Origin of the sequence: Embleya sp. NPDC008237, from assembly GCF_042956465.1 — a bacterium.
Lineage (GTDB): Bacteria > Actinomycetota > Actinomycetes > Streptomycetales > Streptomycetaceae > Embleya.
Genome location: NZ_JBIBGL010000003.1, coordinates 621190 through 641869, shown reverse-complemented (window position 1 = coordinate 641869; position 20680 = coordinate 621190). Strand labels below are relative to the sequence as shown.

Sequence of the window (20680 nt, the reverse complement as noted above, 5' to 3'; positions counted from 1 at the left end):
CGTTTCCCCGTATAGGGGAAGCGGGGTCCGATTTCTTTGGCGAGCGGCCCCCGAGGGCGCCTAGTCTCGTCCCATGAGACCGGGGGCAACCAAGCGCATCACCATCAGCGGAACCGTCGTCGCGTTCCTGATCGTGGCCGGACTGGGCAACCAGTGGGTGTTCAAGGAGGCATGGGGCGCGAGCAGCGACCGCGACGAGTGGTACATGGAGCTGCTGCGGTTCCTCAGCCATCCGCTGTGGATCGCGGACAAGGGCGACCTCGGCGACGAGTTCCGCTTCAGCTTCACCACCAGGGACGTCACCTCGGGCTATGTCGGCATCGCGGTGCTGTTCGTGGTGGTCGCCGCCGTACTCGCGGCGGGCGCGCGCGGCCTGAACGAGCGCGCCGGCGGGTTCGTGGCGTTCGTCGTCGGCTGGTTCGCGCTGGTGCTCGGCGGCGCCCTGCACGCGCTGACCGTGTTCGCGATCGCGTACGACCAGGCCGGGCGCCGGCACGAGGGCTCGGGCTTCCACAGCGCGATGACCGCGATGCAGGCGGGGGCCCTCTTCGGTCTGCTCACCGGATGGCTGGTGGGCCTGGCCGCGGCGGCCGGATACGCGGGGTCGCGCGGAGCGGCCGGCCCGATCGGCTACCCGCCGTCGAACATCTACGGCCAACCCGCCGGCTACGGCCTGCCCGGCGCCCCGGGCAACCTCGGCTACGGCCTCCCGCCGCAGTCGCCGCACGACGCCCCCACCGCCATCCGGCCGGCCGGCCCGCCGCCCTCCGCGCCGCCGCGGCCGACCGGTGCGCCGGACACGCCACCCGGTGGATACCGGCCCTGATGGGACGTTCGGGACCGCGCCTGAGAGACTGCGGCCCATGCGCGTTTACCTCGGCTCCGACCATGCCGGCTACGACCTCAAACAGCACCTCGTCACGTGGCTCGACGCCAACGGCCACGAGGCCGTCGACTGCGGCCCGGCGGTACAGGCCGACTCCTACGACTACCCCGTGTACTGCCTGCGGGCCGGCGAGCGGGTGGCCGCCGACCCGGGCAGCCTCGGCGTCGTGCTCGGCGGCTCCGGCAACGGCGAGGCGATCGCGGCGAACAAGGTCAAGGGTGTGCGCTGCGCCCTGGTGTGGAGCCAGGAGACCGCGTCGCTGGCCCGCGAGCACAACAATGCGAACGTGATCTCCATGGGTGCGCGCATGCACTCGCTCGAGGACGCCACGAAGTTCCTGGAGGTCTTCGTGAACACCCCGTACAGCGAGGCCGAGCGACACACCCGCCGGATCAACATGCTCACCAAGTACGAGAACACCGGCGAACTGCCGACCCTGCCGTAGTCCACGCCGTACCCACCCGCCCCCGATCGGTCCGTCCGGTCGGGGGCGTCGGCATGTCGGTGCGGGTCGGTAGCGTTGAGGTGTCACACCACCCCACATTCCGTCCGACCGTCGTCGCTGCGTTGGAGGCCGCGTGCCCGAGGGCCACACCATTCACCGTCTCGCCACCGCCCACCGGGAGCGGTTCGCCGGCCTGCCGCTGCGGCTGACCAGCCCACAGGGACGCTTCGCGGAGAGCGCGGCACTGCTCGACGGCGAGCGGCTGGTCGCCACCGACGCACACGGGAAACACCTGTTCCTGGAGTTCTCCGGCGAGCGCTTCATCCACGTGCACCTGGGCCTGTACGGACAGTTCTCCTTCGGCGAGGGCGAGGCACTGCCCGACCCGGTCGGCCAGGTCCGACTGCGACTGGCCGCGAAGGTGCCCGGCGGGGCGGCCTGGGCGGATCTGCGCGGGCCGACCGCGTGCCGCCTCCTGGACCTGGCCGAGAAGGACACGGTGCACGCCCGGCTGGGCCCCGACCCGCTGCGGGCGGATGCCGACCCGGCGGCGGCATGGCGCCGGATCCAGCGCAGCGCGAAGCCGATCGGCGCCCTGCTGATGGAACAGGACGTGCTCGCCGGCGTGGGCAACGTGTACCGCGCCGAGGTGCTGTTCCGGTTCGGGGTCGACCCGACGCTGCCCGGCAACCGGCTCGCGCGGGCCACCTGGGATGCGATGTGGGCCGACCTGGTGCTGCTCATGCGCGAGGGCGTGCGGCTGGGTCGGATCGACACCGTGCGGCCCGAGCACACCCCCGAGGCGATGGGCCGCGAGCCGCGCAAGGACGACCACGGCGGCGAGGTCTACGTCTACCGGCGCACCGACATGCCCTGCTTGATATGCGAAACCCACATCAAGACCGTCGAGTTGGTCGGCCGGAATCTGTTCTGGTGTCCCACCTGTCAGCCGTCGGCGTAACCTCCGGTTGATGACCGTTCGGTAGGGTCACCGGGTGGCCGCGCCGACGAGCAGGGGAAACCGGGTGGGCAGGACCGGGAGGCGCGCGGCACTGGCGCGCTCCGCTCGGCGCGTCGTGTCCTGGCTGCGGCACCGGGTGTTGCCCTCGGACGGGTTCGCCCTGGCCGGACTGCTGGCCTCGGTCACCGCCTGCGGCCTGCTGTCGGACGTGGACGCGTCGTGGTTTCCGGCGACGATGACGGCGGTGCCCATCCTGGTCGGCGGGCTGGTGCTGCGGATGCCCAGCCTGCTGCTCCTGTACGCGGCCACCGCCGGTGTCCTGGTCGCCCAGCATCAGGTGCACGACACCGACGAGGTCACCGGCGGCACCATCCTGGTGGTCGGGGCGATCGCCGGCATCGTGTTGCTGATGGCTCGGATGCGGACCCGCCTGGGAGTGCAGTGGACCCGCGGCGAGTCGATGTTGTTCGACCTGCGCGACCGGTTGCGGGCGCAGGGCGAGATGCCGGTGCTGCCGCCGCAGTGGCACACCGAGGTGGTGCTGCGGCCGGCCGGTGGGCAGTCGTTCTCCGGCGACTTCCTGGTCGCCTCCCGGGGCGCCGGCGGCGGGCGGGTGCTGGAGGTGGTGCTCGTCGACGTCTCCGGCAAGGGGCTGGCCGCGGGATCGCGCGCGCTGATGCTCTCCGGCGCGTTCGGCGGGCTGCTCGGGTCGTTGCCGCCACGCGACTTCCTGCCGGCGGCGAACGACTACCTGCTGCGCCAGGAGTGGGCGGAGGGCTTCGCGACGGCGGTGCACGTGGTGCTCGACCTGGAGTCGGGCGAGTACGAGTTGATCTCGGCGGGCCATCCGCCGGGCGTGCACTGGATCGCCGGCTCCGGACGCTGGCAGGTGCTGGAGGCGGTCGGCCCGCTCCTGGGGGTGATCGAGGACGCCGGTTTCGAAGGTGTCAAGGGTCGGTTGGGTCCCGGCGACGCGCTCCTGCTGTTCACCGACGGCATGGTGGAGATGCCCGGCGAGGACATCGCCACCGGCATCGACCGCTTCCTCGGTGAGGCCGAGCGCATGGTCCGGGACGACTTCCACGACGCGGCGCGCCGGATCGTGGCGGCGGCCGGTCGCAATGTGGGGGACGACCGCGCGGTGGTGCTGCTGCGCCGGCGGTGAGCGGGCCGGGCCAGGTCGGGGGATTCCGATGGATCAGGCCGCCGGACAGGACCGCCGGATCAGGCCGCGTCGTCCGGTGGCGGGATGCGGGTGCCCGGGGCGCGGCACCCACCGGGCCGCGCGGGACTCGGCCCGGGCGGCCCGGAGCGCACGGCCGGCCGGGGCTGCGGGACCGGACATGCGTCCGGGGCCCGCGTCCGATCAGTGCGCGCGGGTCTCGGCGGTGGACGGCCGGACCGCCAGGGCCGCCAGCTCGGCCGGTGTCCGGGGCAGGCCGCCCGTCGGCGTCAGGCCGTGCGCGGCCAGCACGGCGGCGGCCGCGTGGGCCCAAGTCGGCCGCAGACTCGCCGCGGCCAGCAACGCGGTGTCCGCGAGCAGCACCTCCGCCGGCCCGGTGTGCAGGCGCCCGTCGGCCAACACGGCCGCGTCGTCGGCCCAGCGCAGCGCGAGGTCCACGTCGTGCGTGGCCATCACCACCGTGGTCCCGGCCGCACGCAACTCGGCCAGGGTGTCCAGGAGGGCCTCCTGTCCGGCCGGGTCCAGGCCGGCGGTCGGCTCGTCCAGCACCAGCACCTCGGGCCGCATCGCGATCGCACCGGCGATGGCGACCCGCTTGCGCTGGCCGAAGGACAGCAGGTGCACCGGTCGTTCGGCCAGCGCGGTGATCCCGAGCGCGGCGAGCGCCTCGGCCACCCGCGAACGCACCTCGGCCGGGTCCAGGCCCAGATTGAGCGGCCCGAACGAGACGTCCTGGCCCACCGACGCGGAGAACAGCTGGTCGTCGGGATCCTGGACGACCAGCTGCACGACCCGACGCAGCGCGGTGAGTCCCTTGCGGTCGTGCCGAATCGGCACCCCGTGCAATTCGACCCGCCCCGAATCCGGCACCAGGCCGCCGGTCAACAGCCGCAGCAGCGTGGTCTTCCCGCAGCCGTTCGGCCCGAGCAGGGCCAGCGCGCGGCCGGCCGGAACGGCCAGGGACAACCCGCTCAACACCGGCGGCCCGTCCTCGTAGGCGTAGCCGATCTCTCGTACCCGCAACGGAATCACGGCACCACCGATACCAGGAGAAGGGTGGCGGCGACGACCGCCGCCACCACGAACAGGGAGCCCACGACGAAGGCACGCGAGATTCGTACCTCGTCCACGAGCACCCGCAGGCGCCCGTCGTAGCCGCGCCCGGCCAGGCCCGCCTCCAGGCGTTGGGCGCGAGCGAACGCGTGCACGAACACCGCCGAGCCGAGCCCGGCCACCGAGCGCCACCGGGCCCGACGGGTGCGATGGCCCAGCCGGCCGGCCTGCGCCTGGTTGATCCTCGCGGTCGTGTCGTAGAGCACGAACAACATCCGGTACATCACCGCCGCGACGTCCACCACGGCGGCCGGGACACCCACCCGGGTCAGCCGGGGCAACACGTCCGACAGCGGCGTGGTGAACGCGAACAGCAACATCGCGAGGCCGGCGGCACCGGAGCGGGCGAGCAACTCGGCCGCGTGGCGCGGTCCGTCCTCGGCCCACCCGACGCCGTCCGCGCCGATGCTCACGAGCAGCGTCAGGGCGCCGGTGGCGGCGAAGCCGAGCGGGGCGCGGGCGGCCCGCCACAACCGCCGGGCGGGCACCTTGGCGAACCCGAACGCGACGACCAGGACGGTCCCGGCGACCAGGACCGCGCCCGGCCACGGCGGCAGCGCGACCGCGCAGCCGAGCAGCCCGAAGGAGAGCACGGCCTTGTCGGCCGGGTGGCGGCGGCGCCACGAACTCGCGTGCGCCGCCGCATCGATCGGCAACACGGGATCAGCGACCCGGGGCCGATACCGGTGCCTCGGCGGCGGCGTCCGCCGGCTCGTCGGGTGTGTCCGCGGCCTCGGGCGCGAGTCGGCGACGGGTGCGCTTGACGCCGAACACGTAGCCGACCACGCCTGCGCCGACTGCGGCCTGCAACGCGAACAGGCCGGACTCGATCTCGCCGGACGGCGGTTCGTACAGCGGGCTGAACCACGGTTCGTAGTCCGGGTCGTTCTCGGTGATCGCGGTCTCGGCCTGGGTGTCGGAGCCCGCGAACGGCTCGTCCTTGTGGTCGCCCATCCCGAACACCACGGGCAGCGCCGCGAGCAGCACCACGGCCAGCACGATCAGCAGGTTGATCTTCGTCGAGCGCTTCACTTGGTCTTCTCCTCCTCGCGCGCGACCCGCGCGTCGGTGACCACACCGAGGCGGATCAGGTCGCCTCGGCTGGACTGCCGCAGCAAGCGCACGACCAGGACGGTCAGCAGACCCTCACTGATCGCCAGCGGGATCTGGGTGAGCGAGAAGATGCCGCCGAACTTGGCCAGGGCGCCGGGGAATCCGCTGTCGGGGTCGGGGAAGGCGAGGGCCAGTTGCACGCTTGTCACGCAGTACGTGCTCAGGTCCGCGACGAACGCGCCCAGGAACACCGCGACATCCAGCGGCATGGTGCCGCCGCGTCGATCGAGTAGTGAGCGGGCCAGTCGATAGGCGCCGTAACCCGCCCACGGGCCGACGATCGCCATCGAGAACGCGTTCGCGCCGAGTGTGGTCAGCCCGCCGTGCGCCAGCAACAACGCCTGGAAGAGCAGGGTGATCGTGCCCAGCACGGCCATGATCGGTGGTCGGAACAGGATGGCGCCCAGTCCGGTACCGGTGGGATGCGAGCAACTCCCGGTGACGGAGGGGATCTTCAGTGCGGACAGCACGAACGAGAACGCGCCGGACGCGCCCAGCAGCAGGGTGTTCTCGGGGCGGTCGCGTACCTCGCGGGTGAGCGCGCGGGCACCGTGGACGACGAACGGGGTCGACGCGACGCCCCAGGCGACGGCGTGTTCCCAGGGCAGATAGCCCTCGGCGATATGCATGAGGAAGGGTCCCTCTCCAACACCTCGTGGACGGACGATCGCCGTGGCCGGTCTCCTGGCTGACGGGTCGTACGTTCACGTCTCCGCCTTCCCGGGGCCGCGCAAGCGGTCCCAGTGGCTTCCCCGAGACGACGAATCAACGTTTTCGCGGGGGTGGAGGAGAACTTCCCGATCACAGTGGCGAGGGCCGCGCCGGCATCGAACCGGCTTCCCGAACACCACGGCGAGCCGACACTAGTGGTCGGATGGACATGGCGACAAGGTGGCTTTTGCAAACCGTGCGCAAGACCACAAGATGGGCGGAGCGGCCGATCAATAGCCGCATTCCGGAAACGGGCCGCAGCTGTCCTGGCCTTGCGCGCACTCGCGCGGTCCACGATCCGGGGCGGCCCGCGGGAGGGCGACCCGGGTCGCAGGCGGCGCGGACGAGTGCCGTGCGGCCGGCTCAGTCCAGGCCGGGGCCGCGGCCGCGGACGACCAGGGTGCCCGCCACCCGATCGCCGACCCGCTGCCGTCGCTCGCTGCCGAGCACCGCGGTCAGCCCGATCGCGCCGAGTGCGAACGCGTCGACGGCCAACAGCAGCCAGCGGATCCCGAGTTGGCGCCGGCCGGCACGTCCGCCGGACACGTCCACGACGCGGATGCCGAACACCTGCATGCCCCACGTGCGCCCGTCGTGCTCGGCGGGACGCAGCACCCAGTACCAGAACAGGATCGCGACCGCGACGACGATCACGCCGGCGGTGATCGTCGTGGTCAGCGGACCGCTGCGGATCGAGCCGTCGGGGTGCGTGGGCAGCAGGACGAACAGGAACATCGCGGCTCCGGGCAACAGCGCGGAGGCCACCACGTCCACCAGGAACTGGCCGATTCGGCGCCACAGCACCGAGGGGACGAGCGGGCTCTCGACCGCGGGCAGCCACAGTCGGGCACCCGACCGGGCGGGACGTGCCGAGCGCGCGAAGTGCTGCGGAAGGCTCCGTTCGTACATGTCCTTGTACTTTCCGCTACCGGGCGAGTTGACTCCCGGCGCGGCCGGATATCGCAGAGATTGCGCCCGGTCGGCGGACATGGAGGCCGACCGGACACGGAGGGGAGGCGGGCGGTCACCGGAATCGACCGGAGGACGTCGTTCGATGACCCGAAGCCGAGTCGTGCGGTGCCGCGCCGCGCCGTATCGAGCCGAGCCCGCGCCGCGACGCGGCGGACGTGGTCCGGCGCGGCGCCGGCCGATCAGGGCGTCATCGGACCGTCCGCCCCGAACAGGTCCGGCTCGGAGCGGCTGATCACGTCGTACAGCGGCTTGTAGTTGATCCAGGCCACCGTGTCGTTGCCCAGCTGTTCGCGGGTCAGCCGGGCGTTCTCCGGCGAGATCGGCTTGAGTTCGCCGGCCGCCTGGGCGAGCAGCTGCACCTGGCAGGAGCGCTCCATGGTGATGAACCACCACGCCGCGGCGTCGACCGACTGCCCGACCGTGAGCAGGCCGTGATTGCGCAGGATCAGCGCCTTGCGCGGGCCGAGCGTCTCGGCGATCCGGCGGCCCTCCTCGGCGTCGAGCACGACACCCGCGTAGTCGTCGAACAGCTCGTGGTCCTCGTAGAAGGGGCACACGTCCTGGGTGATCGGTTCGAGCCTGATGCCGAGCGCGGAGATCGCCCGCCCGTGCACGGAGTGGCTGTGCGCCGCCGCGACCACGTCCGGGCGGGCCGCGTGGATCTGCGAGTGGATCGCGAACGCGGCCTGGTTGACGTGGAATCGACCCTCGACGACCTGCCCCTCGTGGTTGACCAGGATCAGGTCGTCCACGGTGATGTGCTTGAACGACATCCCGAACGGGTTGACCCAGAAGTGATCGGTGAGCTCCGGGTCGCGTGCGGTGATGTGCCCGGCCACGCCCTCCTCGAAGCCGAAGCGGCCGAACAGTCGCAGCGCGGCGGTCAAGCGTTCCTTGCGGTGCCGGCGCTCCTGCTCGACGGTCTCGAAGGTGGGCGGCAGCGCGAAGCTCAGGTCCGCCGGCGATACCGGCCGCGGCGGGGTCGGCCGCGGCGGGGTCACCCGCCCTGCCTGCACGTCCTGGGCTTGCTGCGCATCGGTGCCGGACATGTCCATCTCCTCGGACTCGGGTCGCGCGGGACTTCGGCCGACGCTACCGGCGAGTCACATCCGGGGACAGCCCTCGGTGGACGCGCCTTCGCACGAAGCCGCGGATTCTAGCGACCCACGGTCGTCCGGGTCGGGTTTCCGGGAATTAAGCGAATATTGCCCGCAGTCCGCTTCGGGCTGCTTCTACGCTGCCGTTCAGCGAGTCCGGGAGGTCGAGTTCGAAGCAGTCGAACTCGAATTCACCGGGCCCGCACGACGATGCACACATTTGCAGGCGACGGGCGAGTTGCGGGCGGCGCACAGTTGCGGGCGATGCGCATGTGTCACCGGCCACGCGCCGTCGCGGCGACATACGAAGTCGCCGGCGACGCGCGGAAGTCGGCGCACAAAAGATGGAAGGGGCGCGTGACGTGAGCGACGGGGGCGAGAATTCGACGGAGGTCGTCGGTATCGGCGCCCGGGCACCCGCGGGGCCCGGGTTCGGCCGCGCCGATCCGGGGCCGTCCCGGGCCAGGGCGGACCGGGCCCGGGCGGACCCGGGCCGGCGGGGGCCGCTCGCGCCGGGTTCGACGCCGCGCAGCCCGATGGCGAGGAGCCGGCCGGAGATGGCACAACCCCCGAGGCGGTCGCGGCCGTCCCGACGCAGATCAGGCGGCCCGCCGGCCGGGTCCGACACCGAGCGGGGTGCTGTGACCGAGGCGGATGTCATCGCAACAATCGAGGCCGATCCGCACGTGGCGGGCGATGCCGAACCGATCGAGCCCGCTCCGGTCGCCATGCCTGCCCCGGGGATCGCACCGCCCGAGGACGAGCCCGTCGGAGTCCACCGGAAAGCCGCACCGCCGATCGCCTCGGAGGCAATCATGGCCAATATGGAAACGGCCCTCAAGGAAGCAATGACGATCGAGGGCGCCGTGGGTGTGGCCCTGGTCGATTACACCAGCGGAATGGCGCTGGGAATTCTCGGCGGCAGCAAGGAACTCGACCTGAATGTGGCCGCCGCCGGAAACACCGACGTGATGCGCGCCAAGATGCGCACGATGGAGATGTTGCACCTCGGCGATCAGATCGAGGACGTCCTGATCACGCTCGGCAAGCAATACCACGTGATTCGGCCGCTGAGCGGGCGGGCCGGGAAGGGCCTGTTCCTGTACCTCGTGCTGCTGAAGGACCGCGCCAATCTCGCGCTGGCCCGACACAGCCTCAAGCGTATCGAGGAGGAGATCGAGGTCTGAGTTCGCGCTCCGCCGACGCGCCGAGGCGCGCCGTCGGGGCGCGCAGGCCCATCCTCGATACCCCGGGCGTCCTCCGCCACCCCCGTGCGGAGGGCGCCTTCGGGGTGTCCGGCGACACGTGCGGACCCCCTGGCCTCCCCGCACCGTCTCGGATATGACGGTACGTCAGATGTACCGTCGAGCTCGACGCCGTATGTCGCGTACGGATCGCAGCCGGATCCCGTACGGATCGCGTACCCGAGTCACCCGAGGAGCCGCATGCTGTCCGGCGAGAAGATCCTGATCACCGGCCCCGCGGGCCAGATCGCCTACCCGCTGACCGAGTACCTGGCCCGGGACAACGAGGTGTGGGGCATCGCCCGCTTCTCGAACGCCGAGGACCGCAAGCGGGTGGACGCACTGGGTGTGACCACGCGCGCCGTCGACCTCGGCGCGGGCACGTTCGACGAACTGCCCCAGGACTTCACCTACGTCCTGCACCTGGCCACCTTCCAGGGCCCCGGACTCGACTACGACGAGGCGCTGCGGGTCAACGCGGAGGGCACCGGGCTCTTGCTCCAGCACTGTCGCCGGGCCAAGGCGGCGCTGGTGATGTCCACCGCGTCGGTGCTCAAGCCGCACCCGGACCCGATGCACGTCTTCCACGAGAGCGACCCGCTGGGCGACGCCAACGTCTCGCACGCACCGACCTACTCGGTGTCCAAGACCGCCGAGGAAGCCGTTTCGCGCTACTGCGCCCGCGCGTTCGACCTGCCGGTGGTGATCGCCCGGATGAACGCCTCCTACGGCCCGCGCGGCGGCCTGCCGACCATGCACCTGGACGCCGTGCTGGCCGGGCAGCCGATCGTCACCCGCTGGGATCCGTGCATGTACAGCCCGATCCACCAGGACGACATCAACAGCCAGACGGCGGCCCTGCTGGACGCGGCGTCCACTCCCGCGACGGTGGTCAACTGGGGCGGCGACGAGCCGGTGAGCGTGCAGGAGTGGGCGGCGCACATGGCCGACCTGAGCGGGCTGCCCGCCGAGGTGGTGGTCCGCGAGCAGCCGGGCACGCTGCGCGGACAGGTGCAGGACACCGCCAGGCGCGCGGCGATCACCGGGCCGTGTGCGGTGGGGTGGCGCGCGGGGCTGGCGGATGTCCACGCCGCCCGCCGCGGTGATTCGGCCTGACCGGGTCGGGCAGCCTACGGCTGTGCTCGATAGCGTCGAGTCTTCAGGTCTTACTCGCGCCGTCTCGAAGCGCTCCACCTCATCGGATCGCGTCGCTGCGAGCGGCACCACGCAGGAAGGACAACGATCATGGCCATCCTCGATACCCCCATCGCCACGCTGGCGGGGGAGGGCACGACCCTGGGCGGCATCACCGAGGGCAAGGTCGCACTGGTCGTCAACGTCGCGTCCAAGTGCGGCCTGACCCCGCAGTACACCGGCCTCGAAGAATTGCAGAAGGAACTGGGCGCACGCGGCTTCACCGTGGTGGGCGTGCCGTGCAACCAGTTCATGGGCCAGGAACCGGGCAGCGCCGAGGAGATCCTCGAATTCTGCTCGACGACCTACGGTGTGACGTTTCCGCTGACCGAGAAGATCGACGTCAACGGTCCGGACCGGCACCCGCTCTACGACGTGCTCACCGCGGCCTCCGACGCCGAGGGCGGCTCGGGTGACGTGCAGTGGAACTTCGAGAAGTTCCTGCTCTCCGCCGACGGCGCGATCGTCGGCCGGTTCCGCCCGCAGACCGACCCGCACGACCCGAACCTGATCGCCGCGATCGAGAGCGTGCTGCCGAAATAAGGCGGCGGGTGGGTCGAACGCCGGTCGGGTCGTCGGGGGCCCGGCCGGTGTTCGCGGGCCCACCGGGGTGCGGGTGGCGTTCGCGGGACGGCTTCGCGTCGTGCGCCGCGGACGTCTTCGCGCCGCGGACTCTTTCGCGGGCGGACCTAGACCAACGCCCACACGGCCGTCGCGTCGTCGCAGATCTTTCCGCGCGGCCATCTGGACCCGTCCGCGTCGGAGTTCTCCGCGGCCCGCACCCGGGCCAACAACTCGGCCGGCCCGAAGTGTCGCAGCGTGGTCATCAGCCGATCCCAATCGCTCAGCCCGTACCGGTCGACCAGCCGACTGGCACCGTCGCTCAGCGCCGCCATCGCGTGTACCTCGCCCAGCGCCAGACCACCCGTCAGCGCCTCGTCGGCCGCCGCGGGATCGGCCGCCGCGACCCAGTAGCCGCCCGCGACGTTCCGCGCCGCCCGCAGGGTGTCCTGGTACTCCTGATGCGCCGTCAGGTAGGCCTCCGAGCCGACGGCGTGCTCGTCCCGACGCCGTCGTGCCGCCGCGCCGATCACGTCCAGGCGATCGTCGGTGACCACCGTCAGGTCCTCGTCGCGCTCGATCAACAGCGTCGAGTCGGACAGTACGAGGTATTCCAAACGATCCTCGACCACCCGCACCACCACCGCCGTTGCGGCGGGCGCGTCCGGCCGGCCCAGGTCGCAACCGTCCACGTGCAGCGCCGAGGTGTCCTCGATCGCGTCGTGCAGGCACTCGGCCAGGGAGCGGTCCGGCCGCCCGCCGCTGTGCGTGAACAGGGCGGTGCCCAACCGCTGGACGAACCACGGCACACCGTGTTTGCAGCCGTTGTCCGAACTGGAGGTCACGCCGTCGAGCAGCACCACCGTCGTCGGCCCCGCGACGACGAAGTCCTCGTTCGGTTTGCCCGGATGACCCGGTTCTGTCGCGAATTCCACGCGCATCGCGGACATCCCTCCCTTTTAGGTGCCACGCCGTACGGCTGCCCAGCCCTCGGGGGTGGGAAACGGTGGTTGATCATGCCCTGTGCGCGGTAGCGGCCACATAAGTTCACAGCGGTTTCACGCATCGGTTTCGTGCGAGGTCTCGTGTCGATCGGCGAACTGCCCCTAATCTCTGGCTGCGAGACACCTTCAGGCCCCATTTCTACGCGCGTCACCACCGCGCGCCCTCGGAAGGGATCCCATGCTCGGGAACAAACGACGCCGCGGTCGGCTCGCCCTCACCGGTCTGGTCGCCGCGAGCCTGCTGGCGATGAGCGGCCCGGCCACGGCCGACGCCCGCACCGGTGACGGCCGGCCCTCCGGCACGACGGACCTCGAATTCCTCGCACTCAACGACCTGCACGGCAACCTGGAGGAACCGCAGGGTTCCGCCGGAACCGTCACCGAGCTCGGTCCCGACGGCAAGCCCGTCGTGATCCCGGCCGGCGGCATCGAGCACCTCGCGACCCAACTGCGCGCGGAGCGGGCGAAGAACCCCGACTCGCTGACCATCGCGGCCGGCGACATGATCGGCGCGAGTCCGCTCCTGTCGGGGCTGTTCCACGACGAGCCGACGATCGAGGCGCTGAACAAGGTCGGCCTGGACGTCACTTCGGTGGGCAACCACGAGTTCGACGAGGGCAAGAAGGAACTGCAGCGCATGCAGTGGGGCGGTTGCCACCCGACCGAGGGGTGCTACACACCCGGACGCACGTTCGAGGGCGCCGACTTCCAGTACCTGGCTGCCAACGTGCTCGACGAGCGCACCGGCCTGCCGATCCTGGCCCCGGTGAGCGTCAAGAACGTGGGCGGTGCCCGGATCGGCTTCATCGGCATGACCCTGGAGGGCACGCCGGACATCGTCACGGCCGAGGGCGTCAAGGGCCTGAAGTTCAAGGACGAGATCAAGACCGCGAACACCATCGTGCCGTGGCTGCGCCTGATCGGCGTCGAGTCGATCGTGGTGCTGCTGCACGAGGGCGGCCTGCCCACGAGCAACGCGTACAACTACGACTGCAACGCGGGCGGCAACCTGGGCCTGTCCGGACCGGTCGTGGACATCGCCAAGGGCCTGGACCCGGCGATCGACATGGTCGTCACCGGCCACACGCACCAGGCGTACTCGTGCAACATCCCGGACCCCGCAGGGCAGCCGCGGATGGTCACCAGCGCCTCGTCGTTCGGCAAGATGTACACGAAGATCGACGCCACCTACGACAAGCGCACCCGCGACATCGTGCGGACCTCGGTCAAGGCGCAGAACACGGTTGTGCGCCGGGACACCCCGAAGGCCCCGGACCTGACGCAGTTGCTCGCCGACTGGCAGAAGCTCGCGGCTCCGGTCGCCAACCGCTCGATCGGGTACATCACCGCCGACATCCGCGGTCGCGGCGCGACCACGCCCGAGTCGCCGCTCGGCGACGTGATCGCCGACGCGCAACTGGAGGCGACCGCACCGGCCGACAAGGGCGGCGCGCAGATCGCGTTCATGAACCCGGGCGGGATCCGGTCCGACCTGCAATACGCGGCGGCCGGCAGCGAAGGGGACGGCGTCGTCACCTACGGCGAGGCATTCACCGTGCAGCCGTTCACCAACATGATGCAGACCTTGGACCTCAAGGGTCAGGCCGTGCTCGACCTGCTCGCACAGCAGTACACCGGTGGCAACGCGGCCAACCCGAAGGTGCTCCAGATCTCCAAGGGCCTGACCTACACGGTGGATCGGTCGCAGACCGGCGCGGCCAGGATCGTGCCGGGCAGCGTCAAGCTGAACGGCGTGCCGATCGACCCGGCGGCGACCTACAAGGTCAGCGCGAACGAGTTCCTGGCCGGTGGCGGCGACGGCTTCGCGGCCTTCAAGACCGGCGTGAACAAGCGCGTCGGCGGGTCCGACCTGGAGGCGTTGCTGGCGTACTTCGCGGCCCACTCCTCGGCGAGCGCGCCGCTTGCGCCGCCGGCGGCGGACCGGATCACCTTCATCGGGTGAGGTCGGCCTCGACCGGCCGAGTCGATCGGTTCGCGTGAGGTCGGCCTCGACCGGCCGACGTCGGTGCGATTCGGCCGAGGTCGGCCTCGTTCGGGGGAAGCTCGTCCGCTTCCGGTGAGGTCCGTCGATGGCGGGCGAGGTTCGTCGGATGTTCGTGAAAGGCCCGGTCGCGGTGCGGCCGGGCCTTTCTGATACACAGTCAGCCATTCCGGGACGAGTGCCTCGACACGAAAGTGACGGGGCCGCCCGTGCGTCGGATGCGGTCTCGACCTGGGCGACAATCGCCCCATGAGCACAACGAGACGCCCCCCGACCGGGGCCGACGTGGCCCGTGCCGCAGGCGTTTCGCGCGCGACGGTGTCGTACGCGATGAACGACGTCCAGGACAGCCGGATCCCGGAGGAGACCAGGCGCCGGGTCCGTGAGATCGCGGCCGGCCTGGGCTACGAGCCGCGCTCGGACGCCCGTTCGCTTCGGCGCGGGCGCACCGATCTGGTACTCGTACCGACCTACGAGGTGCCGTTCGGCCAACTGATCCAGCGCTTCCTGGACGGCCTGGCCCGCGAACTGCACGGCCTGGGACACACCCTGGTGATCCACGGCAATCCCGCCACGCACGGCATCGAGGCGGCGAAGGCGTGGGGCGCGCTGAATCCGGCGGTGGTGCTGGTGCTGCCGGAGCGGATGTCGGCCGACGGCGTCGAGTACCTGGTCGCCCGCGGCATCGCCGTGGTGGCCCTGGGCGAGAGTTCCGCGCCGATCGCGCTCGGACTCAAGGTCGATCACGTGGCGGCGGGCGGCCGGGCCGCCGAGCACCTGATCGCCCGGGGCCGACGGGATTTCGCCGTGGTGGTGCCGCGCGAGTCGGGCCTGGCCGCGTTGGGCCTGGCGCGGCTCGCGGGCTTTCGCGCCGTGGCGGAGCCCGCGGGTGGCACCATCCGGATGGTCGAGATGGCCGAGGATCCCGCCGAGGCCGCGCGGCTCGCGCGGGAGTGGCGGGCCGAGGGCCGCCCCGACGCGGTGTACGGCTACAACGACGAATACGCGGCGCTGCTGCTCGGCGCGTTGGCCGACGTCGGCGTCCGGGTTCCGGAACAGGTCGCCGTCGTCGGTACGGACGACCTGACGCTGTGCGAGATGGTCCGCCCCCGATTGACCTCGGTCGCGTTCGAACAACTGCTGCCGATGAGCGCGGTGGCGGCGGCCATCGTCGCGGCCGGCGAAGGGGCTGTCCAGGACGACCTGACGCTGTGGCAGATGACGTTGCGGGCCCGGGACTCGAGCTGATTCGGCGGCGGGGCGCGGTGCGCGTCGACGGTTGAGCCGATTCGGCGGCGCGGCGCGGGTGCGTGTCGCTGGTCGAGTCGATTCGGCGGCGCGGCGCGGTGCGTATCGATGGTCGAGCTGATTCCGCGGCGCGGCTGCGTGTCGACGTCCCGCCGGCCGAGAGCGGGAGGCTGGGTTGCGTCCGGCGGATCCCGGTGGGGCCGCGCCGCCCGGCACCGCACCTCGCCGCACCGGAGAAACAGCCGAATGGAACCACTATGCGGCTGCTTCTCCGGCACGCCGAGCCACGGCACCGGACGACGCGACCTCATCCACCAAGATCCACCGGACACGGCCTAGGCGCGCGAGCTCGCCAGGAGCTTGGTGATCTGGCGGACGACGACGTCGTCGGGGGGCAGGGCGGGCTTGGTCGCGGACAGATCCGCGTTGCTGACCACCACGAGCGTCGGGCCGACGCGAACCACGATCAAGCCCAGCGCGCCGCCCGCCTGGGGAGTCATCCCGATCGCGAGCGACTCGTCGCCGAGGGATGCGTGCGGGATCGCGGCGTAGGCGTCGGTGCTCGTGGCACCGTCGGAGTCGGTGGAGGTGACCGACGCACAGTTCGGGAGCGCCGCACGGCCCCGGGCGAACAGGTCCTGCGCACCGGTGCCGGCGAAGGAGAACAACTCGATGATGGTGAAGCCGGTCGGCGTCGGATCACCCCGGGTCACCGATGCCTGGGCGGACGCGGCCGGCGCCGAGGCCGCCTGCCCGGGGCGCATCAGGTCGATGAGGGGCTGGCAGCCGGCCTCCCGGGCGGTCTCCCGGGTCTCGGTGCCGTCCGAGTCGACCTCGTAGGCGCCCGCCGGCATTTCCGCGGCGGTCAACAGGGCGGCGGTGAGGCGGGATTTGGAGGCCGGGTCGGAGCCGTTCTCGTTTCCGTTCCCGTTGCCATTCTCGTTGCCGTTCGCGTTCCCGCTTCCGTTTCCGGAGGGGGCGGGCGACTCGTCCGTGGGTGGCTGCGCGGGCGGGGGTTCGCCGGGGGAGGAGGCCGCGGCGGGTGGCGCGGCGGCCGGCGGGGCGGAGCCGGTGGGCGTGCCCGCGGACGGTGCCGGGGCGCCCGCGGTGCCCGCCTCCGGCGCGGCTGTCTGCGCGTTCGCGTACTCGCGCGCCAACGCCTCCTCGTCACGACCGCACGCGGTGGCCGCCAGGAGCAGGCTCCCGGCGATCACCGCCGTGCCCACCCGGATCACGATCTTGCGCATAGGCGGCTTCCTCCGAAGCAACGGGCCCGGCCCGCCGTGGGTTCGCCTGCCGAGGCGGGCGACGGGGCGACGGGGATCCGATGAGCCATCAGGACACGAACCCGCGGCCGCCGGCCGCGTGCTCGTTCCACCCACGAGCCGACCGGGTGCCCCTCGAGGCGGCGGAGTGCGGTCCCTCGTCGTGCCCCGGAACGATGGCGCCCGGTCCGGTGCGGGTGGTGCGTCGTCGAGTCGGCGACGCGAGGGGCCTCATCATCGCGGACGCCGCTCGGCTTTGCCAACCGTCCGATGCCGGCCCGGTGGTCGGCCGCGTGGCACCTGATCAACCGTCAAAAAGCCTTGAAGGTCGCCAGGTTCGATCTTGGGTGAGTGGGCGAGTGGGTGAGTGGGTGAGTGGGTGAGGGGATGGCGGTGGGTCGGTCGACGGCGCCGACCGACCCACCGGCTCGGGTCAGCCCTTGGCCGCCGTCACGATCTTCTCGACCTGCTTGGTCACCAGGGCGGTGTCCGGCAACTCGGGGGTGGTGCCGGTGAACTCCACGGACCTGACGACGATCAACGTGGAGCCGACGCGGACCACGATCTGCCCACCCGCGCCGCCATCCGCCGGCGTGCTCACGGTCGCGAGGGTGTCGTCGCCGAGCTTGGGATGAGCGGCCTCGGCATGCTTGACGGTCGAGGTCTCGCCCTCTTCGTCCTTGGTGGAGAGTGAGCCGCACTTCCCGAGCGCGGTGCGCGCCTTGCCCAGAATCGTTTCCGCGTCGGTGCCCGCATAGGAGAACAGCTCGGTGGTGATCATCGCCGACGGCATCGGGGCGCCGATCGTCACGCCGGCCTGGGCCACGCCGACCGGCTTGGTGGCGCCCTGTCGCGGCAGGAACAGGTCGGTGAGCGGTTGGCATTCGGGCGACGTCGCGGTCACCCGCTCGCGGGCGCCCTTCGGTTCCCGGGTGACGTACATCCCCTGTGGCAGGTCCGACGCTGCGAGTACCGCCTTCTCCAACTGGGCGGCGGTCAAAGGAGTTGCCGCAGGAGCGCTCGACGAGAGGGGCGCGGGCGCGCTCGGTGCCACCGCGCCCGGCGAGGGTGCGGCGGCCGGCGCGCCGGTGGTCGTGGTGCTCGCGGCCGGCTTTCCGCTGTCCTTCTTGTCGTCGTCGGCGGAACCGCACGCGGTCGCCGCGAACAGTACCGAACCGACGACCGCGACCGAACTCAGTCGAAACAGGGACTTGCGTATGAAAAAAGGATCCTCCGGGGTGTTTCGGCTGCACACCGGGCAGCACCGCGTCGTACGCGGGAGTGCGCGAGGCGGAATGAACGGGATGTGATCGGCCGTCGAGAAAAGCGGTGGCAGCGACCGCGTGCCGATCGACGTCCCCCCACGAAACGTGCGCTCGACGGCGAAGAGGCCGAGGACTCCCGTCCAGCGCGGCACGAACCGGCCCACAGAGCACGGGAGTCGCGCTCGAGTGACGAGAGCGCGCCCATCATGATGCAGCGTCGTCGACTCCGCCAACCATTTGAGCGGGCTCCGGGGAAACCGTCTCCTGCCACCAAGTCGGCAGTGGTTCGCGGTACTTCACCCACCCCGGGGGCAACTCGGCGCGGATGCCCACGATTCCACCCACGATCGCGCACGTGGTGTCCACGTCGCCGCCCGCGCTCGCGGTGGACCAGAACGCCGCCGCGTAGTCGTCGAGGTGCCTGGCCGCGGACCACACCGCGAACGGGACGGTGTCGGGGGCGCTCACCTGGCGGCCGTTGCCGAGCAGCCGGCCGACCTCGCGCGAGTCCTGACGGCCCACCAGATCCAGTGCGGCGCCCAGCCGTTCGCGCACCAGGCCGGCGGGTGTGCGATCGCGGACGAAGCTCACGAAGTCGCCCGCACCCGGCCGGTCCAGCGTCACCGCACCCGCAGCCGCGACGGCCACCGCCACCGCGCCGGCGATGCCCTCGGGATGCATGTGCGTCACCTCCGCGGACCACGCGGCCTGCGCCACCACCACGTCCAGGTCGTCGGCGAACCACGCACCCAACGGGGCGACCCGCATGGCGGCTCCGTTGCCCCACGACCCCTGCCCGTCGAACGGTGCGGCGGCCAGGCCGCGCCAGTCACCGCCCTGCCGCACCAGCCGCAACATGCGATTGGTGGTCGGACCGTAGCCTCGATCGAAGTCGTGCCGGCGGGCGAAGGCCTTGATCAACTCGTCCTGGTCGACCGTGCCGCGCAGCGTCAACTCGGCGTGCAGGACGCAGGCCATCTCGGTGTCGTCGGTCCATGGCCAACTGCCCTCGGGCAGGCTGCGTTCGGCCAGGTGCGGGAGGTTGTCGGGGACGAAGAACTGGGCGCCGAGCGCGTCGCCGAGCGCGAGGCCGCGCAGCGAGGCAAGGGCGGAAGAGGTGTGCGTCATATGGGCGGTCATTATTCCGCCACCCATGCTTGGATGTCCCGGATGACGTCTCCTCGGATCGTGGAAGCCACCGCCACCGCCGAGTTGCGCGTACACGGGGCTCGGACGATGGCCGACCACGTGCCGCCGATGGTCGATCGGCAGCCCTGGGTGGCTGCCTGTGCGCTCGGGGCGGCTGACCGTGTGTTCGGGAGGGCAGCCCGGGTGCCTGGGGCGGCCGTCCGTGTGCTCGGTTTCCCGGAGCCGGCGTGCGGGTCGGTTCCCGGGATGACGCCCTTCGGGGCGATCCACCGGCCCCACCGGCACGCGTGACCCCGGCGGTCACCGCCGTCGTACTCGGTGCGGCCGGGTTGCACGCGGCCTGGAACGCGCTTGCGCACGGGCTCGAAGACCGGCTCGGGACGATGGTGATGATCCAGGCGGCGAGTCTGGCCATCGGCCTGTCCTGGCTGCCCTTCGTCGGCGCTCCGGCCGCCGGCGCCTGGCCGTGGCTGCTCGGCTCGGCGGCGCTGCACGTGGCCTACAACCTGCTCCTGCTGGAGACCTACCGGCTGGGCGACTTCGGCCAGGTGTACCCGATCGCCCGCGGCACCTCCCCGTGGGTCACCGCCCTGATCGGGGTGACCCTGCTGCACGAATACCTGACGGTGACGCAGACCGTCGGCGTGGTGGTGATCTCGGCCGGCATGCTCGTCCTCGCCCTGGCCGGCGGCATCCCGCGCCGCACCGAGGCCGCCGCGGTGCTCGCGGCACTGGCCACGGGCTGCGCGATCGCGCTGTACACCGTCCTGGACGGCGTCGGCGCACGCTCCTCGGGCTCGGCGATGTCCTACGCGGCCTGGCTGTTCGTCCTCCAATCGGCGCCGACCATCCTGCTCCTGCACCGCCGCCGCGACCCCGCCGCCGCACCCAACCGACAACGCGCCTGGGGCCTCCTCGGCGGCGCCATGTCCCTCGCCGCCTACACCCTCGTCATCTGGGCCCAGACCCGAGGCACCCTGGCCACGATCGCCGCACTGCGCGAAACATCGGTCGTCATCGGCGCGATCATCGGGACGCTGATCTTCCACGAAACGTACGGCCGATACCGAATAGCCGCGACGGTGCTGGTCCTGGGGGCATTACGGCGATCAACATTCCGTAGGCCGTGGCGTGAGGTCGTGAGGTCGTGAGGCCGTGGCGGGGGTCGCGGTCGTCGGCCGGTCGGCGGGGGTGGGTCGCCGGTTGGTCGTCCGGTGGGGTGGGTGCGTATCGCTTTCGTGGCCGGCAAATGCCTACCGAACACCTT

General features: G+C 71.5%; 20 protein-coding genes and 1 riboswitch. Of the genes, 10 read left to right on the top strand and 10 right to left on the bottom strand.

Features of this window, described 5'->3' with window-relative positions; all coding sequences use genetic code 11:
* Positions 1 to 73 precede the first annotated feature (73 nt).
* From ACFZBU_RS09725 to ACFZBU_RS09710, 4 genes are all read left to right on the top strand, one after another.
* Positions 74 to 826 (top strand): hypothetical protein, encoded by a 753-nt coding sequence (locus tag ACFZBU_RS09725; protein ID WP_391582927.1) that lies wholly within the window; start codon positions 74 to 76, stop codon positions 824 to 826.
* A gap of 37 nt (positions 827 to 863) precedes the next feature.
* Complete coding sequence (locus ACFZBU_RS09720) at positions 864 to 1331, top strand: ribose-5-phosphate isomerase (protein ID WP_391582926.1); 468 nt, start codon at positions 864 to 866, stop codon at positions 1329 to 1331.
* Positions 1332 to 1464: 133 nt separating this feature from the next.
* The gene (locus ACFZBU_RS09715; protein WP_391582925.1) at positions 1465 to 2292 is read left to right on the top strand and encodes an Fpg/Nei family DNA glycosylase; all 828 of its coding nucleotides are present in this window, start codon (positions 1465 to 1467) and stop codon (positions 2290 to 2292) included.
* A gap of 64 nt (positions 2293 to 2356) precedes the next feature.
* Positions 2357 to 3457, top strand: coding sequence for a PP2C family protein-serine/threonine phosphatase (locus ACFZBU_RS09710; RefSeq protein ID WP_391582924.1), 1101 nt, complete (start codon positions 2357 to 2359; stop codon positions 3455 to 3457).
* 201 nt (positions 3458 to 3658) lie between these two features.
* Here the strand turns inward: ACFZBU_RS09710 and ACFZBU_RS09705 are convergent, their stop codons facing one another.
* The 6 genes from ACFZBU_RS09705 to ACFZBU_RS09680 all read right to left on the bottom strand — a co-directional run bounded on the left by ACFZBU_RS09705 (position 3659) and on the right by ACFZBU_RS09680 (position 8433).
* On the bottom strand, positions 3659 to 4507 hold the full coding sequence (locus ACFZBU_RS09705) for an energy-coupling factor ABC transporter ATP-binding protein (protein WP_391582923.1): 849 nt from the start codon (positions 4505 to 4507) through the stop codon (positions 3659 to 3661).
* Positions 4504 to 5247, bottom strand: a complete 744-nt coding sequence (gene cbiQ, locus ACFZBU_RS09700) for a cobalt ECF transporter T component CbiQ (RefSeq protein ID WP_391582922.1) — start codon at positions 5245 to 5247, stop codon at positions 4504 to 4506. The genes ACFZBU_RS09705 and cbiQ overlap by 4 nt, the downstream gene beginning before the upstream one ends.
* 4 nt (positions 5248 to 5251) lie before the next feature.
* Entirely contained in the window at positions 5252 to 5620 is a 369-nt protein-coding gene (locus ACFZBU_RS09695) for an energy-coupling factor ABC transporter substrate-binding protein (protein ID WP_391582921.1), read from the bottom strand.
* Positions 5617 to 6330, bottom strand: a complete 714-nt coding sequence (locus ACFZBU_RS09690) for an energy-coupling factor ABC transporter permease (RefSeq protein ID WP_391582920.1) — start codon at positions 6328 to 6330, stop codon at positions 5617 to 5619. Before ACFZBU_RS09690 ends, ACFZBU_RS09695 begins: the two co-directional genes overlap by 4 nt.
* A 27-nt stretch (positions 6331 to 6357) precedes the next feature.
* Positions 6358 to 6568: riboswitch (cobalamin riboswitch) on the bottom strand.
* Positions 6569 to 6775: 207 nt separating this feature from the next.
* Complete coding sequence (locus tag ACFZBU_RS09685) at positions 6776 to 7321, bottom strand: RDD family protein (protein ID WP_391582919.1); 546 nt, start codon at positions 7319 to 7321, stop codon at positions 6776 to 6778.
* 242 nt (positions 7322 to 7563) lie between these two features.
* On the bottom strand, positions 7564 to 8433 hold the full coding sequence (locus ACFZBU_RS09680) for a class II aldolase/adducin family protein (RefSeq protein WP_391582918.1): 870 nt from the start codon (positions 8431 to 8433) through the stop codon (positions 7564 to 7566).
* An 863-nt stretch (positions 8434 to 9296) separates the two neighbouring features.
* On the opposite strand from ACFZBU_RS09680, the gene ACFZBU_RS09675 reads away from it, so the two are divergent.
* The 3 genes from ACFZBU_RS09675 (at position 9297) to ACFZBU_RS09665 (ending at position 11462) form a co-directional block, all read left to right on the top strand.
* Positions 9297 to 9668: a hypothetical protein gene (locus ACFZBU_RS09675; protein WP_391583082.1), complete on the top strand. Its 372-nt coding sequence runs from the start codon at positions 9297 to 9299 to the stop codon at positions 9666 to 9668.
* Between the two features lie 258 nt (positions 9669 to 9926).
* On the top strand, positions 9927 to 10841 hold the full coding sequence (locus ACFZBU_RS09670) for an NAD-dependent epimerase/dehydratase family protein (RefSeq protein WP_391582917.1): 915 nt from the start codon (positions 9927 to 9929) through the stop codon (positions 10839 to 10841).
* Positions 10842 to 10970: 129 nt separating this feature from the next.
* Positions 10971 to 11462, top strand: a complete 492-nt coding sequence (locus tag ACFZBU_RS09665; protein WP_391582916.1) for a glutathione peroxidase — start codon at positions 10971 to 10973, stop codon at positions 11460 to 11462.
* A gap of 146 nt (positions 11463 to 11608) precedes the next feature.
* On the opposite strand, the gene ACFZBU_RS09660 is transcribed toward ACFZBU_RS09665, so the two are convergent.
* A complete protein-coding gene (locus ACFZBU_RS09660) occupies positions 11609 to 12421 on the bottom strand; it encodes an integrase (protein ID WP_391582915.1) in 813 nt (270 codons plus the stop codon).
* A 241-nt stretch (positions 12422 to 12662) separates the two neighbouring features.
* On the opposite strand from ACFZBU_RS09660, the gene ACFZBU_RS09655 reads away from it, so the two are divergent.
* Complete coding sequence (locus ACFZBU_RS09655) at positions 12663 to 14447, top strand: bifunctional metallophosphatase/5'-nucleotidase (RefSeq protein WP_391582914.1); 1785 nt, start codon at positions 12663 to 12665, stop codon at positions 14445 to 14447.
* A gap of 288 nt (positions 14448 to 14735) precedes the next feature.
* Positions 14736 to 15734 carry a LacI family DNA-binding transcriptional regulator gene (locus ACFZBU_RS09650; RefSeq protein WP_391582913.1) on the top strand — a complete coding sequence of 333 codons (999 nt, stop codon included), beginning with the start codon at positions 14736 to 14738 and terminating at the stop codon, positions 15732 to 15734.
* 335 nt (positions 15735 to 16069) lie between these two features.
* Here ACFZBU_RS09650 and ACFZBU_RS09645 read toward each other — a convergent pair whose 3' ends face one another.
* The 3 genes from ACFZBU_RS09645 to ACFZBU_RS09635 all read right to left on the bottom strand — a co-directional run bounded on the left by ACFZBU_RS09645 (position 16070) and on the right by ACFZBU_RS09635 (position 19392).
* Positions 16070 to 16981 carry a hypothetical protein gene (locus ACFZBU_RS09645; RefSeq protein ID WP_391582912.1) on the bottom strand — a complete coding sequence of 304 codons (912 nt, stop codon included), beginning with the start codon at positions 16979 to 16981 and terminating at the stop codon, positions 16070 to 16072.
* Between the two features lie 451 nt (positions 16982 to 17432).
* Entirely contained in the window at positions 17433 to 18254 is an 822-nt protein-coding gene (locus ACFZBU_RS09640; protein ID WP_391582911.1) for a hypothetical protein, read from the bottom strand.
* A gap of 214 nt (positions 18255 to 18468) precedes the next feature.
* Positions 18469 to 19392 carry an ADP-ribosylglycohydrolase family protein gene (locus ACFZBU_RS09635; RefSeq protein ID WP_391582910.1) on the bottom strand — a complete coding sequence of 308 codons (924 nt, stop codon included), beginning with the start codon at positions 19390 to 19392 and terminating at the stop codon, positions 18469 to 18471.
* Positions 19393 to 19700: 308 nt separating this feature from the next.
* Here ACFZBU_RS09635 and ACFZBU_RS09630 point away from each other — a divergent pair, with 308 nt between their 5' ends.
* Positions 19701 to 20564: an EamA family transporter gene (locus tag ACFZBU_RS09630; RefSeq protein ID WP_391582909.1), complete on the top strand. Its 864-nt coding sequence runs from the start codon at positions 19701 to 19703 to the stop codon at positions 20562 to 20564.
* Positions 20565 to 20680 lie beyond the last annotated feature (116 nt).

What these genes read in the sequence shown, in the direction of transcription:
- ACFZBU_RS09650 (WP_391582913.1), top strand. Translation starts at nt 14,736, where the DNA reads ATGAGCACAACGAGACGCCCCCCGACCGGGGCCGACGTGGCCCGTGCC.
- ACFZBU_RS09690 (WP_391582920.1), bottom strand. Translation starts at nt 6,330, where the DNA reads ATGCATATCGCCGAGGGCTATCTGCCCTGGGAACACGCCGTCGCCTGG.
- ACFZBU_RS09670 (WP_391582917.1), top strand. Translation starts at nt 9,927, where the DNA reads ATGCTGTCCGGCGAGAAGATCCTGATCACCGGCCCCGCGGGCCAGATC.
- ACFZBU_RS09685 (WP_391582919.1), bottom strand. Translation starts at nt 7,321, where the DNA reads ATGTACGAACGGAGCCTTCCGCAGCACTTCGCGCGCTCGGCACGTCCC.
- ACFZBU_RS09725 (WP_391582927.1), top strand. Translation starts at nt 74, where the DNA reads ATGAGACCGGGGGCAACCAAGCGCATCACCATCAGCGGAACCGTCGTC.
- ACFZBU_RS09655 (WP_391582914.1), top strand. Translation starts at nt 12,663, where the DNA reads ATGCTCGGGAACAAACGACGCCGCGGTCGGCTCGCCCTCACCGGTCTG.
- ACFZBU_RS09635 (WP_391582910.1), bottom strand. Translation starts at nt 19,392, where the DNA reads ATGACGCACACCTCTTCCGCCCTTGCCTCGCTGCGCGGCCTCGCGCTC.
- ACFZBU_RS09680 (WP_391582918.1), bottom strand. Translation starts at nt 8,433, where the DNA reads ATGTCCGGCACCGATGCGCAGCAAGCCCAGGACGTGCAGGCAGGGCGG.
- ACFZBU_RS09660 (WP_391582915.1), bottom strand. Translation starts at nt 12,421, where the DNA reads ATGCGCGTGGAATTCGCGACAGAACCGGGTCATCCGGGCAAACCGAAC.
- ACFZBU_RS09645 (WP_391582912.1), bottom strand. Translation starts at nt 16,981, where the DNA reads ATGCGCAAGATCGTGATCCGGGTGGGCACGGCGGTGATCGCCGGGAGC.
- ACFZBU_RS09665 (WP_391582916.1), top strand. Translation starts at nt 10,971, where the DNA reads ATGGCCATCCTCGATACCCCCATCGCCACGCTGGCGGGGGAGGGCACG.
- ACFZBU_RS09720 (WP_391582926.1), top strand. Translation starts at nt 864, where the DNA reads ATGCGCGTTTACCTCGGCTCCGACCATGCCGGCTACGACCTCAAACAG.
- ACFZBU_RS09675 (WP_391583082.1), top strand. Translation starts at nt 9,297, where the DNA reads ATGGCCAATATGGAAACGGCCCTCAAGGAAGCAATGACGATCGAGGGC.